The 14,052-nt window shown below is 32.1% G+C and carries 17 protein-coding genes; 9 read left to right on the top strand and 8 right to left on the bottom strand.

Translation table 11 applies throughout. From position 1 onward, the window contains the following. Positions 1-112 precede the first annotated feature (112 nt). The 6 genes from H1R17_RS01205 to H1R17_RS01230 all read left to right on the top strand — a co-directional run bounded on the left by H1R17_RS01205 (position 113) and on the right by H1R17_RS01230 (position 3,351). Positions 113-934: a VOC family protein gene (locus H1R17_RS01205; RefSeq protein WP_163431850.1), complete on the top strand. Its 822-nt coding sequence runs from the start codon at positions 113-115 to the stop codon at positions 932-934. Next, entirely contained in the window at positions 934-1,473 is a 540-nt protein-coding gene (locus H1R17_RS01210; RefSeq protein WP_163431849.1) for a DUF1697 domain-containing protein, read from the top strand. Before H1R17_RS01205 ends, H1R17_RS01210 begins: the two co-directional genes overlap by 1 nt. Before the next feature lie 74 nt (positions 1,474-1,547). Continuing rightward, on the top strand, positions 1,548-2,015 hold the full coding sequence (locus H1R17_RS01215) for a copper resistance protein NlpE (RefSeq protein ID WP_163431848.1): 468 nt from the start codon (positions 1,548-1,550) through the stop codon (positions 2,013-2,015). A gap of 235 nt (positions 2,016-2,250) precedes the next feature. Next, a complete protein-coding gene (locus tag H1R17_RS01220; RefSeq protein ID WP_163431847.1) occupies positions 2,251-2,511 on the top strand; it encodes a DUF3781 domain-containing protein in 261 nt (86 codons plus the stop codon). A 12-nt stretch (positions 2,512-2,523) separates the two neighbouring features. Next, positions 2,524-2,925: a hypothetical protein gene (locus H1R17_RS01225; RefSeq protein WP_163431846.1), complete on the top strand. Its 402-nt coding sequence runs from the start codon at positions 2,524-2,526 to the stop codon at positions 2,923-2,925. A 6-nt stretch (positions 2,926-2,931) separates the two neighbouring features. Then, positions 2,932-3,351, top strand: coding sequence for a hypothetical protein (locus H1R17_RS01230; protein ID WP_163431845.1), 420 nt, complete (start codon positions 2,932-2,934; stop codon positions 3,349-3,351). A 57-nt stretch (positions 3,352-3,408) separates the two neighbouring features. Here the strand turns inward: H1R17_RS01230 and H1R17_RS01235 are convergent, their stop codons facing one another. From H1R17_RS01235 to H1R17_RS01245, 3 genes are all read right to left on the bottom strand, one after another. Then, a complete protein-coding gene (locus tag H1R17_RS01235) occupies positions 3,409-4,881 on the bottom strand; it encodes a glycosyltransferase (RefSeq protein WP_370520214.1) in 1,473 nt (490 codons plus the stop codon). 322 nt (positions 4,882-5,203) lie between these two features. Beyond that, complete coding sequence (locus tag H1R17_RS01240) at positions 5,204-5,668, bottom strand: DUF6174 domain-containing protein (protein ID WP_163431844.1); 465 nt, start codon at positions 5,666-5,668, stop codon at positions 5,204-5,206. An 82-nt stretch (positions 5,669-5,750) separates the two neighbouring features. After that, entirely contained in the window at positions 5,751-7,142 is a 1,392-nt protein-coding gene (locus H1R17_RS01245) for a M17 family metallopeptidase (RefSeq protein ID WP_163431843.1), read from the bottom strand. Between the two features lie 110 nt (positions 7,143-7,252). Here H1R17_RS01245 and H1R17_RS01250 point away from each other — a divergent pair, with 110 nt between their 5' ends. Together H1R17_RS01250 and H1R17_RS01255 are read left to right on the top strand one after the other, a co-directional pair. After that, complete coding sequence (locus H1R17_RS01250) at positions 7,253-7,861, top strand: alpha-ketoglutarate-dependent dioxygenase AlkB (protein WP_163431842.1); 609 nt, start codon at positions 7,253-7,255, stop codon at positions 7,859-7,861. Positions 7,862-7,899: 38 nt separating this feature from the next. Beyond that, positions 7,900-8,301, top strand: coding sequence for a hypothetical protein (locus tag H1R17_RS01255; protein WP_163431841.1), 402 nt, complete (start codon positions 7,900-7,902; stop codon positions 8,299-8,301). Between the two features lie 35 nt (positions 8,302-8,336). On the opposite strand, the gene H1R17_RS01260 is transcribed toward H1R17_RS01255, so the two are convergent. After that, on the bottom strand, positions 8,337-8,726 hold the full coding sequence (locus tag H1R17_RS01260) for a hypothetical protein (RefSeq protein ID WP_163431840.1): 390 nt from the start codon (positions 8,724-8,726) through the stop codon (positions 8,337-8,339). A 153-nt stretch (positions 8,727-8,879) separates the two neighbouring features. Here H1R17_RS01260 and H1R17_RS01265 point away from each other — a divergent pair, with 153 nt between their 5' ends. Beyond that, positions 8,880-9,287 carry a hypothetical protein gene (locus H1R17_RS01265; RefSeq protein ID WP_163431839.1) on the top strand — a complete coding sequence of 136 codons (408 nt, stop codon included), beginning with the start codon at positions 8,880-8,882 and terminating at the stop codon, positions 9,285-9,287. Position 9,288: 1 nt separating this feature from the next. On the opposite strand, the gene H1R17_RS01270 is transcribed toward H1R17_RS01265, so the two are convergent. The 4 genes from H1R17_RS01270 to H1R17_RS01285 all read right to left on the bottom strand — a co-directional run bounded on the left by H1R17_RS01270 (position 9,289) and on the right by H1R17_RS01285 (position 14,049). After that, entirely contained in the window at positions 9,289-10,800 is a 1,512-nt protein-coding gene (locus H1R17_RS01270; RefSeq protein WP_163431838.1) for a hypothetical protein, read from the bottom strand. 16 nt (positions 10,801-10,816) lie between these two features. Beyond that, positions 10,817-11,809 carry a hypothetical protein gene (locus H1R17_RS01275; protein WP_163431837.1) on the bottom strand — a complete coding sequence of 331 codons (993 nt, stop codon included), beginning with the start codon at positions 11,807-11,809 and terminating at the stop codon, positions 10,817-10,819. A 24-nt stretch (positions 11,810-11,833) separates the two neighbouring features. Further along, positions 11,834-12,562: a hypothetical protein gene (locus H1R17_RS01280; protein WP_240453343.1), complete on the bottom strand. Its 729-nt coding sequence runs from the start codon at positions 12,560-12,562 to the stop codon at positions 11,834-11,836. A gap of 149 nt (positions 12,563-12,711) precedes the next feature. Then, positions 12,712-14,049 (bottom strand): hypothetical protein, encoded by a 1,338-nt coding sequence (locus H1R17_RS01285; protein ID WP_163431836.1) that lies wholly within the window; start codon positions 14,047-14,049, stop codon positions 12,712-12,714. Between the last annotated feature and the right edge of the window lie 3 nt (positions 14,050-14,052).

Genomic DNA, 14,052 nt, shown 5'->3' on the forward strand with positions numbered 1-14,052 from the left:
CAAGAGATTCTTCATTCCACTTCGTTGCATTCAGAATGACAAATCTTGAGTCATTACTAAAAGCGAACATTCATAAATAAAATGCTACTAAATAATTTTAAATCTGTTTATTATGACCAACAAAATAGATATTGCCCTTTGGTTTGATACCAACGCAAAAGAAGCTTTTGATTTTTACACCACACTTTTTAAAGACAGTTACATAACGCAAAGTAATCCGGTGGTTACCAATGCGGTATTGGCTGGTGTTTCGTTTAGTGGTATTAATGGAGGACCCATGTTTAAAATAAATCCATCCATCTCTATTATGGTTACCTGTGAAACTACAGAAGAGGTGGATACCTTATGGAATGCTTTACTAGAAAACGGTTCGGTTTTAATGCCTTTAGATGCTTATCCGTGGAGCAAGCGTTATGGTTGGCTTTCCGATAAATATGGCGTTACATGGCAATTGTATTATGGCAAATTAAGCGATGTTAACCAACAAAAGTTAACTCCTACCCTTATGTTTACACAAAATCAATTAGGAAAATGCGAGGAAGCTATTGAATATTACCGTACTATTTTTCCTAAGTTTGAGTTACAAGGTATTTTAAAATATCCTAATGCAGAACAACAAAACCTTGTGCAACATGCGCAGTTTATTGCCAACGATTTTACGTTTATGGCTACTGATGGATCGGCCAATGAAACATTTGAATTTAACGAAGGCGTGTCGTTTGTAATTTTATGCAACAACCAAGAAGAAATAGATTATTACTGGAATGCGTTTACTAAAAACGGCGCAGAAAGTATGTGTGGTTGGTGTAAAGATGCTTTTGGCGTAAGTTGGCAAATTATTCCTGAAAACTTAAATACGCTAATGGCTAATAATCCTAATGCTATGGCTGCTTTAATGCAAATGAAAAAAATCATTATTAAAGATTTAGCATAATGCATACGTACATTGTTTTATTACGTGGAATAAACGTATCGGGTAAAAACCTGGTTAAAATGGATGCTTTAAAACAAGCATTGCTTTTACACGAGTTTACAAAAGTAAGTACTTACATACAAAGCGGAAACATTGTGGTACAAACGCCTTTAGATAAAACCGCTGCACAAAAACAGTTTGAGGCTGTTTTGTTAAACCAATTTCAGGTAAACGTGCCTGTTTTTATTCTTTTGTTATCCGATTTAGAAAATGCCGTAGCTAACAATCCTTTTCCAGCAACAGCAGAATCCAACAAAGTTTTTTTTACTTTTTTAGATACGGTACCCGATGTTGCTTTGGTTGCAAAACTACAAACTATAGATTTTGGCAACGAAGTGTTTCATGTACAAAACAAAATACTTTACTTTTATGTACCCAATGGTATGGGAAAATCAAAAATGAACAACAACTTTTTCGAAAAAAAGCTAAATGTAACGGCAACGGGGCGTAATTTAAATACCATTTTAAAACTAATTGCCTTAACAACTGCAATTGACTAATTTTCACTTCTTTTTTAAAGCTTTTGGCATTTAAATTGATGCTTTTTTTTATTGAATTGTAAAATGAAAGCGTTATGAAAAAAATTTTCTTATTAGCATTAGTTACAGGGGCTACATTAACTGCTTGCACTAAAAAAACGGATGCGCCTGTTGAAGATAACTCAATGAAAAATGATTCGTTAGTGGAACAAAAACTTGATACAATTACGCATGATGGGCACAATGCTGAAAACTCGTTAGATTGGGCGGGTACTTACGAAGCTACACTACCATGTGCCGATTGTCCGGGAATAAAAACCACCATTATCATTACAAAAGATGGTGCGTTTACTTACCTGTCTGAATATTTAGAAAGAAACACTAATATTAACAATACAGGTACTATTATGTGGCACGATAACGGATCGGTTATTCATTTAAAAGGAAAAGATATTGACAGCAAGCTAAAAGTAATAGAAAACGGCTTGATTGCTTTAGACCAAGATGGTAAAGAAATTGATGGTCCGTTAAAAGCGCACTATCGTTTCACTAAAATAAAATAAATGTTTTTGAATGTCCATTTTTTAATATAGTTCAAATTTCAACAGTTTTTTTGTTATTTCGTCGAAGGAGAAATCTATAATCATCAAAGAGATTCTTCATTCCACTTCGTTGCATTCAGAATAACAAATCGTGAATCAATACCAAAAGCAGACATTCGTTTAAATCTTTTAAAAAAGCCGAAAGTTAACCTTTCGGCTTTTTATTTTAACTATCTTTAAATATCAAAAAAAAGAAATGGAAGTCATACCTGAAATGCTATCAAAAATAGGTTACACCCCTTTAGTATATGGTAGAATTAATAAAAAACTAAAAACCAGTTATTCAAATGCTGAAATTGAAACGCTTATCTATGATATCGTTCAACACATTAAAGAAGATGAAGTAGAGCAAATAGGGAAAAATTATTATCTATCAAGTTCAAAACATAAAATTAGAATTACCATAAATTCGTATACCTTTAGGGTAATTACTGTTGACCGATTAAAGACATCATAAAAAACAAAAGCTATGAAAAAACCGATTCTTTACTTAAGTGTTTTAACCCTAACAATTTCATGTGGTGTAAAAAACAAGTTAACACCGCAAGATTTATCGGGTATATGGACAGAGCATTGGGTTCCTGATATTATTGATCCTGATAAAAGCGTTAATTACGTTGATACGCTTAAGCTGTACACAAAAAACAATCAATTAAACATTACATGCATTAACTACGATATGTATGTGTATTCAGACATTCAATTAAAGGGAAATCAACTTACTTTTACAAAAGAAAATTTGGTTGATCCTAATGAACGTTTCTTTGTTTATTACACGCTTACAGTAAACAAAAAGCGCAACGAATGCAGTGGTGGTATTATAAACAGTGTAAATGAAGAAAATAAAGTTTCTTTAAAAAAGATGCAATAACCGTTTATGAAAACAAAAATAATATTTGTTGCTGTTATATGTTTACTTATGGTAGCATGTGGTATTAAAAACAAAACAGCAACGTCAAAAAACAATTACAACAATAGCATTGGTTTATGGTCTGAACATTGGGAACAAGATACAATTGATATAGAAGGAAATGTTACTTATGTGGATACCCTTAAAATAAGCTTAGTACAAAATAATCTTGACATTCAATGCTTAAGCGATTCTCTTTTAAGGTATTCTAATATTCAATTTAAAAACGATAGCTTAACGTTTACAGCAGAAAACATTGTAGATCCTTATGAAGCTTTTTTTATTCATTATCGTTTAAAATACAATGCAAAAAAACAATGGTATGAAGGAACTATTTTAAACAGCAGACAAAAAACAAACAAAGTTTGGCTTAAAAAAGTAAAGTAAACAAAAAGGCAGCACAAATACGTACTGCCCTTTCACATTATAGTTAATTTAGTTCTCTTAAGCGGTTACAGGTAACTCTCTGGTTAACCACCCTCTTCTACTTGCAGTTGCAATGGCATAAGGTGTTATCCAAAACAAAGTAAACATGTAAAAAATACTGTAGGTGTAAGCTAAAAAGGCTTCGGATATATTGTATTTCTTAGCATAGAAAAACATTTGTATACTAGAGAAAATTAAAATTCCTACCAAACTACTGCATACAAACAAAATAGGATGTGTTGCTACAAAAAACATCAACAACAACAATAAAGGAAAAGCCATTACTACTTTAACCCACTGCATGGTTAATAAAATGCGTGGCCCAACGGTTGATTCTGTTCTAAACTTTGAGTAAGCAAATTTACTCATCATAATGTTTTCACGTACGTTACTACGCTCCCAACGAACAAACATTTTATACAAACTTTTATAGCGCTCTGGAATATTAGTATACACATAGGCATTCTTTTGAAACAACACGTGCAAGCCTTGCTTTAAAATCATATTAGTAATAGCGCGGTCTTCGCCTATATCACTTGGTTGCCCCATAAAGGTTTGGTTCATCCAATCTTCTAAACAGTTCATTACGGCATCTCGTCTATAAGCAGCTAACGCTCCTGGTGTACATAATACCGATCCAATTGCACTTTGCGCAGAACGTACAAACTCAAAACTAAACACAAAACTTACGTTTAACATTTTAGGTATTAATCCGTTTTCTTTGTTAAGTACACGAACGTTACCTGCTACGGCACCACATTTATCGTTTACCGCAAACGGACTTACCAAGTTTCTTAATGTATCTTCTTTCACAACAGAATCACTATCAACTGTTACAAAAACTTGTCCGGTGCCTTCTGTAAAACCACGATATAACGCATGGCGTTTTCCCATGTTCTTTGGTTGTTGGTAAATAGTTAAACGATCTCCTAATGCAGCTTTTGCCTTAAGCATCCATTGCCAAGTATCGTCTTTACTACCATCGTCAATAGACATGATTTGTAATTTATCAGCAGGAAAATCGCTATCTGCTAAACTTAACAAGGTCTCGTAAACTAATTTCCCTTCGTTATAAGCAGGTACAATAACCGTACAAGTAGGTAATAATTCATCGGCTACAGGTTTTACGGCTTTGTATTTTATATATAGAATGATTAAATACGATAAAAAAGCCAATTGAAGCACCAATAAAGTAACGGCTACATAATTAATGGCAGCTCCCCACCAAGTATTCATACGTTCAAAATGCAGTTTTTCTAATTCGGGTTGAAATTGAACAAAAAACCATACCGATGTTAGCATTAATGAAAAAGTTAAAGCTACTACCAAATAGTCTTTTCTTTTTAGAGAGTTCAATGACATACTTTCTAAGAATTTTGAACGTGCTACTTTTTGCGATTGAGCATCATTGCGAACCACTTTTAAGTGGGTTGTTGTTTCTTTTGGTTCTAAAAACGAGTTGTTTTTAAGAATGGTTGTTGGTGTGGGCATATATATTAAATTTTGTTGATCTCTTAGGTTAGATTGTTGAACAATTTGTTCGCTAAAACAATTTTCAACTACTATGCCATGAGACTTTTTAACAAAAAAAGCCCTATTTTTAAGAGTTTTCAGAAGATATTGTGTAGTACGCACCCTCACATTGAGGTGTGTACCCATGCCAAAACCCCAATGTTAAAAGCTTTTTTTAACATGTTAATTAACGCTTTGTTAAGATTACTTGCCAGTATTAAAACACGTTTAGATTATATAGTATGCAAAAAAGGTGTGCAGAAATATGCACACCTTTCATCATATAACGGTTATCCGTTTTTTATTTTACTTGAAAATTACTTACAGAAAGATCATAATAAGCACCACCCACAACATTGGTTTTATATGATACCGAATAATTTACTTCTTTAGGAAAATGATACTGATTGTCATAGGTAACATTCATGGTTACACCATATACTTCGCTTCTTTTTTCATTGTAACCCTCATTTACATCATCTTTAATCTTTTTAAAGACATCGTTAATGGTATACGGATAAAAATGCATTTTTTCACGGTTTTGAACAACTCCGTTTACTACTTCAATGGTATCTTTTCGAGGACCAGTTGCCGATGAAAAATAAGAAAGTACATAGGTATAATTACGGATATTGGCGTTTTCCCATAAAACACGATTTTTATCAAACTGAGCATTATCAAATTTTACAAAAGCATCATGATCATCATCACAAGTCATTGCAGTACAAACCGTTATTAGCGATGTAAGTAGAAACATTTTTTTCATATCATATAGTGTTTAGTTTTTAAAAATACAAAAAATCCGTTACCTAACCGTAACGGATTTTTTACAATATTATGTAACTATCTTACTTTTTATAATTTACAAAGAAATCATGCAAGGTACGAATCCCCGTACCTGTACCACCTAAACCTTTATAGTTTTCAGGAGCTTCGGTAAAAGCAGGCCCAGCAATATCAATATGTACAAACGGTGCTTTGGCAAAATGCTCTAAGAATTTACCTGCAGTAATAGTACCTGCCATACGACCTCCAATATTTTTTAAATCGGCACAAGATGATTTTAACTGCTCTTTATAATCGTCCCATAAAGGCAATTGCACCATACGTTCATATACTTTGTTACCAGAACTTAACAAAGCATTGTTAACTTCATTAGATGCGTTGCTCATTAAACAAGCAGCACGTGTACCCGCAGCAATTAAGGCAGCACCCGTTAATGTAGCCGAATTAATAATTAATTCTGGATTATACTTGGTTGCATAACTAATAGCATCTGCTAAAATCATACGGCCTTCAGCATCGGTATTTAATACTTCAACCGTTGTACCATCCATCATGGTAATAATATCTCCAGGCGCATAAGCATCACCTCCTGGGCGGTTATCTGTTGCTGGTACTAATGCAATAATATGTACGTTTAACTTATTTAAAGCAGCTGCGTACATAGTACCTGCCATCATAGCTGCCCCCCCCATATCCGATTTCATTAAATCCATTGAGTTAGGAGTTGGTTTTAACGACAAACCTCCTGTATCATACACAACGCCTTTACCTACCAAAACAACTGGTTGCTGGTTTATTGGGTTTGCGGGCTTGTACTCCATTACAGTAAATGTTGGTGGCTGCACAGATCCTTTATTAACGGCTAACAAACCACCCATTTTTAAAGCTTCGATTTCTGCTTTTCTAAAAACTTCTACATGAAAATGCGCTTCATCACCAATTTCTTGCATTTCTTTGGCTAACTGTGTCGCGTTTAAATACGAATGTGGTTCGTTTACCATATCACGTGCCCAGAAAACAGCTTTTATTACGTTGTTCATTTTACTAACATCATCTGCTGCAATATCTCCTAATAAAAAGATGTTTTCTAAAGCATACTCACGCTCATCGGCATCTTTAAAATATTTTAAAAATTGATAGTTAGACAAAGCCAAACCTTCGGCCAATGCTAATGTAGTTTCACCGTTTCCTACAATGGTAAGTTCAACCGTTTTCTTATCTAATTGTTGACGGATGTTGAAACCCGCAACACGCATTTTTTCTAAATCGCTATTCTCTTTTACAAAAAAATAAAAATGGTTGCTTATTTTGATAAAATCAACAGGAGCATCTAAATTTTTAAAAGCCTCAAATGCTTCTACAACATAAGTTGGGGTATCGTTGGTTGGCGTGCTTTGCTTATTTACAACATAAACAAAGGCAGTTCCTTTAATTTGCGGGGTTAATTGTAACATGATATTATTTTATTGAATTTCAAATGTACGAAATGTAGGTTTCAAAATGATGAATTATGCAGCTAATTAATACAAAAATCATTTATCTTTGATAGCATAAGACTTTATAGATGAAATTATTTCAAGATGTTCCAAATCACAATAACAATGTACTACCCTATGATGGTATTGTAAATTATTATGGTGTTTTATGGAATGATGTTGACGCCCTTTATTATTTAAACACACTTTTAGAAACCATTGATTGGCGCAACGATGAAGCGGTTATTTTTGGAAAAAAAATCATTACAAAGCGCAAGGTAGCTTGGTACGGAAGTGCGCCTTTTGAGTATACTTATTCTAATGTTACAAAACATGCTTTGCCTTGGACAAAAGAACTGCTTGCTTTAAAACAACACATAGAACAAGTTACGGGTGAAACCTTTAATTCTTGCTTATTAAACTTGTATCATTCTGGCGAAGAAGGAATGGCTTGGCATAGTGATGGCGAAAAAGATTTAAAGAAAAATGGCGCTATAGCATCGGTAAGTTTTGGTGCAGAACGTAAATTTTGTTTTAAACACAAACAAACTCTTGAAAAAATTGATATTTGGCTAGAACATGGTAGTTTACTAGTTATGAAAGATGTTACGCAAACACATTGGTTGCACAGGTTACCGCCTACAAAAAAGGTTTTTACACCACGAGTTAATTTAACTTTTAGAACTATTGAAGAATAATTTTAGTATTTTTACTATGCAACCAAATTTTATTAAATATGAAAAAACTAATGTTTTTAAGTATTTTTATAAGTTTAGCATCTTGTAAAAACGATGATAATATAAGTGAAAATAACGACAGTATTTTAGGCAATTGGAAAATGATAAAGTACATCGTTTATAATAAAGAGCCACCTATTATAACCAAAGGCGATATTGTTTGGATTTTTGACAATGATAGCATTAAAATGATTAATGAAAGTCCGTATTCATTTGCAAGTCCAAAGGGAACATTTCCGTATACTTGGGTAAATAATCATGAAGATATAAAGGTTGATCTTGGATATAATATGGTATACTTCAAAGTTAATGCTAACAATAAATCTTTACATTTAACTCTAACTTCTGGACCAGAAAAACCTCCTGTGAATAATCCAATAGTTATAGAATTTGAAAAATAAAAAAGCATCCTTTTGGGATGCTTTTTTTATAGAAATTAAACAGTAGCAGCTTCATAATAATCTACTAAAAAATCAACTGCTATTAATTCATCTTCAAAAATTTGAATCAAACATTCTTCTCCTAAATTCACAAAAAAGTCAATTAATTGTTCATTTGGCAATTTGTATTCAAAAATTTGTCCCTCAGGGTTTTCATCACTATCACAAGTATCTATCACTCTTTCCAAAGTGGTAAAAGTAGTAACATAGCTAAACTTGTTTAAATACTCTTCTTTTGTAAAAACCGATTTCAAATACACCTTATCATGTGCTTTTACAATAAAAAGTGCTTTTACATTGTTGTTTAAAAAGGTAGGATTAACTGCCTTAAAATAATCGATAAAATTTTGGCTTTCGCTTGTAGCTTTAAAGTAATTTTCACTCATAATTTTCTTTTAGTTTAGTTTAATAGGTTTTAAAAGTAATCATTTATTGCAAAGATGTATTTGGTAAAGTGTTAATTTTTAATTTTTTAACACCTATCTCAAAAACGACAAAGAGCGACGTATTTATTTATCATCTTTGAAAAAACAAAAATCATGACACGTTACTTAAGACACCAATACCAGCTTTTACAATTAAGCCTTAAAATAGTAGCCTTTTCTATTGAAAAAGAAACGTGGGCTGAAATTAATGATGAGGTAAACATGAAAATATATCAAGAAAAAATAAATGATTTAGAATATCAAAAAGAACATTATTTAAACAACTTGCTACGCAGTTTACACAAAACAGAAATTAATGAGTACAATGCTGTTGAAATAAAGAAAACCTATGATCTTATAGAACAATACAGCAGTAGCTTACACAGCCAATTATTTAAAGCGCATTTAAACAGAACTATTGAAAAACACCAAAAGAAATACGGCGATTGCATTTTAAGAAATCAATTAAAAAAGGCGTACGAAATTGAAAAAACAATTTCTGAGTTAGAACGCGTTGCCTAAATTATTTTTTCTTTCCTACTTGAGTTTGAACCCATTGATAAGCAGTATCAAAATTGGTTGCCACTTTTTGATCATCTATTTTTTGAAAAGTTTGAGTTTTAGTAGCATAAACATACAAACTTGTGGCATCTTTAAAAAAGTGATAATAATGTACAATAACAGGTATTTGCCCTCTGCCGCCATCGCAACCTTGTTCAACATTTACAACACTTTGCACAAACTCTAATGTTTCAAAATTTAAGGGCGATGGTATAATTGCATCATCAATATACATTTTATCGTTAAAAGCATAAGCTACTTTTACATCTTTGATGGTACCAGAGTAAGCTGTGATTTTTTTTACTTTTTGATCACCCGTAAAATAATACAAAGCATTGTTTTGCAAACTGAAAAAAGAAGACAAACCATGTTGATAACTTGTTACGCTATCAAACATCATTAAATGACCAACCAAAGTTGCCTCTTTTTCAAAAGCACGTGTTTCGTAATTAAGCCAATAATAATATAAACCATCATAATAAACACTACCATTGATATTTTGTAAATCATTCGGATTATTAACCTTAGAAACATCAATATTTTCCATTTGATAAATAGCGCCCCAACTGCTGTTATAATATTTATTATCAGCAATTAACAACGAATTATCTTTAGTAAACTGTACGTTTTCAATAGGATAAAAATGAACATCGTCTGCATTTTCTAATGATATACCTGCTTCAACATATGCCCAAAATTGATTGTTTTTATCCTTAAAACCACTTAAAAGTTCGCTTTTAATGAATGTTAGCTGTGTAAAATCGCCTTTAAAACCTAAAGATTTAAATTCGTTTGTAACATCTTCGTTATTTTCGATGTTGATATTGGTAAGGTAAAAAGTATCATCATCATACAACAAATAAGCATCTAAATAATAATTTGGAATGATAAATTGCGTTGTTTGGGGATTTAGATGCTCTATTTTGGTGAATGAAACACCATCTGATTGAAAATTACCAACATAAACACCTGCATTATTTTTGACTAAATATGCATTGTTTTGCGTTTTAGCAATTATTTGAATATTTTCTGGAACCGAAGGCACCTTTTTCTTATGTATTTTCTTATCCCAAGCATCGTAAGACACAAAAATCCATTGTCCGTTTTGTTGAAACATATTGTTGTTAAATCTATTTTCAACTTCACTTTTCTTAAATAGAAACATTGGTTTTTGCTCGTTAAAATTATAACCTTCTACGCTCACAAAATAGTACGCATTATTGGTTGATAAAAATACCATGTTATTTTCTACGCCATCAATTTTCCAATTCTCAGCAGTGTTAAATGACAATTGTATTTTATTGGATTGAGAAATGCTAACTCCGTTTGGATCAACAGTATTTTGACGCAAAAAAACTTCGTTGTTTTTTACCTGAATTTCATACTTTGTTGACACATGGTAATGATAACATTCACTAGCAAAAAGTTGACTATTTAAAAATAAAACAAACATTAAAACAATTAGCTTTCTCATACATCTTTTAAATTAATTATTTACTAATTACGTTGGGGTATTCTTTAAAATTCACATTCTTTAAAGAACCTTTTTTAGATTGAATTTTATTTAAATGATATTCTTTGCCTCCTGTTTTTACTAAAATCTCATTACTAGAAATCATGTAAGTTGTTTTTTCTACATTAAACAACAAAGTATTGTTTTGCACATTGTACTGAAAATCATCATCATATGAAAGCTCTACTTTATTCTCTTTGTCGGTAAAAATGTAATACAAGTTATCATTAAGTCCGTTTATTAAATACATTTTTTTGCCATTTTCAAAAACATAGGTAACCTCAGGTTCATTATTTTCGGTATCAAATGTTTGATAAGTGCTTTTCACCATTTTTCCGTTTACTCTTTTAAAAAGGGTATAATCAACCAACATACCTGAGTACTGTTCTTCTAAAATTTCAATGGGTACCACGATGTCATTTTCAACCACATATTTAGAAAATTGATGCCAACAACAACCACTTTTAGTCATGGTTTCTAGTTGCTTTTTTTCATAATCAACCGCAAACATTCCGCAATTACTTGAACCCAATTCACTAAAACTTTCACTTTTCTTAAAGCCTTTTTTGGTTGCTAAATAAACATCATACGATGGCCCACCATAACAACTAAAATATCCTGTACGCACAGCAACATCTTCTACGCCATCAAAATTAAAATCTTCAAAAATCAATACACTTTGTTCACCATAAGGCAATTCTTTGACATTTACATTTAGTTCTTTTGAAGAGAAATAATCATCTGATTGAAAAACGGTATCAAAAGCTTGGGCTGAAAAAACCTGTTTACCTGTTTTTTTATCGTAAAGTATTAAGTTGCAATTTGTTTCGATATCACCATAAGAATTATCGTTTTCAACTATTTTTCCTGAATATTTATCAGAAAAATCAACCAATGAAATGGATCTTCGTTCTTGAGCAAAAACAGAAGCGCTTATTAATAAAAGCAAAGAGATCGCTTTTCTTTTCATTTTTTATTTTAAATGTACAAAAAATTAAAATATCAAAACAAGTAACAGCCATAAAATCGGAATACTTTCTACCCAAAAAACAGTATAATATTTGGACTGTTTATGACTCACAAAAAAAGTAAAAAGCGCTATACAAATACAAAGCAACAGATTAATAAACCACTGATTGGGATAATAGCCTTCTTTAAAAAACTCTAATATATAAAAGGGAATTAGTAAACCATAAATTAGGTTTTTGGTTTTTGAAACACCTAAAATTTGAGGAACCGTTTTTAGGTAAGACGAATCATATTTTAAATCGTAAATTTCAAATATAAGAATTAGAATAAGCGTTAAAATAAATCGCTGCAGAAACTTGTAAACTACGTCAATACCTATTTCCATATCGGCATTTAACATGGGCAATAAAATGGTTACCCCTGCCCAGCAAACACTTACAATATATATTTTGATACCTGCAAAATTTCTTAAATTAGGCAATGCCTTAGAAAATGGCACGACGTACATAATACTTAATACGCAAAAAAGTAAAGTAACTATTTGTGTTGCTGTTTTTAGTTGAAAAAACAAAACACAGCAAATGCCCAAAAACAAAGAAGTTAAAGCAATAATTAGCTTTAATGAGGTTTTGTATTCTTTGTTTTTTAAAACAAAGGGCAAATATTTTATGATATTGTATGAAGCCGATGTACCGCAAAACACAAAAAGAGTTACGATTACATCAAACGGAATATGACAAAAATAAAAAGTCATTTGTACTAAAGCTGTTGTAGCTAAAGCAACGTGTAGACTTGCGTTTATATACCAATCTAATATTTTTTTTAGTAACCTCAAAATCAATAAAAAAATAAACCTCAAAGATAAAAATCCTTGAGGTTAAATAATTTATTTTTAATTAAATATTAATAAACACCAATGTAATGGTTACCTGGCTTGTTTTTTAATTTAGCGCCTTTTGTAACTGTACCTGTTTTGCTGTTTAAAATGTAAATATTACCGTCTTTACCAACTGGTGTAACTGCAATGTAAACCTCATCACCATCAACCACAAAACCTTGGTATTGACCAAAATCTAGACCAGCTTCATAAGGTAAATCAACCTTTGCTGCCGTTTTAGCATTTAAATCAACTCTAGCTACAAATCCTTGTTCTGTACCTGTATACGTATACATTACATAAGCAATGCCATTACCAGCATACCTCCAAGCATCAACATACGTACCTGTAACACCTAATGCGCTGTCTAAACTAAACACATACTCGTTATCGTATTGGTTGTTTTGGTTAATTCTTAAAATATGAGAACCTTTTGTACCACGTTGAGTTGCTTGATAAATATTACCATCGTTTGCAACAAAAGCGTTAAAACTACGGTAACCACTTGTGTCACCATTATCAACGGTAGAAGTAATTAAAGAAGGATTTTCTAATGAAGGATAATCAACAACTAATGATTTTGTACCTAAACGTCCGTCTTTAAAGCCATTTTTTCCAGTTGTTGGATCTGTTTGTCTCATCCAAGTACCAACAATTAATTTGTTACCTGCTTTGTTTAAAACGGGTGCATCTAAACGAAAAATATGATGTCCTGCTAATTCTTCTTCAGCGCTTAAAGGTAATTCATAACTTTTATATCCTTTAATTGCAGTATTCACTAAATCTAACGCCAAAACTGTTGATGTACCTCTATAATATTTAAAAGCAGTAGTGGTGTCATCAGCATTATTTGCTTTTGGAGTGGTAACATTTACAGCGATACCCGTTTTATCTCCGTCAAATAATTTTGCCCAGCGTGGTGAAGTACCTACTTGTTGCGATGCGTTTGCCCCTTTTACATAGCCAAAAGCATTACCACCGTTAACTGTATATTTATCTAACTGTCCGCCGTCTACGCCTGTATATTGTATGTTAAACAATATTTTACCATCAGCAGATGATTGTAAACGAGCTGTTCTACTTGAATGCACTCCGAATCCGTTATCGTAAACAGACACTTCATAATCAGGATTTTTTGCATTTGTTTTTGAAATAGAATATACTACTGTTCCTCCGTTTCCATCTCCAGGTTGCCCGTCTGGCGCAGCTCCCATTTTAGCACCTGCAATTGTAATCCAACGATCTTCTGTAGGTGTTATATTCTCGTCTTTCGGAGCAACGTCATCATTAGATGAACAGCTTGCAAAAAACAACGATGATGAAACAATACTTAATGAAACGAATTTAAAAAACTTGTTTTTCATGGG

It is taken from the genome of Flavobacterium sp. xlx-214 (assembly GCF_013874595.1).
GTDB lineage: Bacteria > Bacteroidota > Bacteroidia > Flavobacteriales > Flavobacteriaceae > Flavobacterium.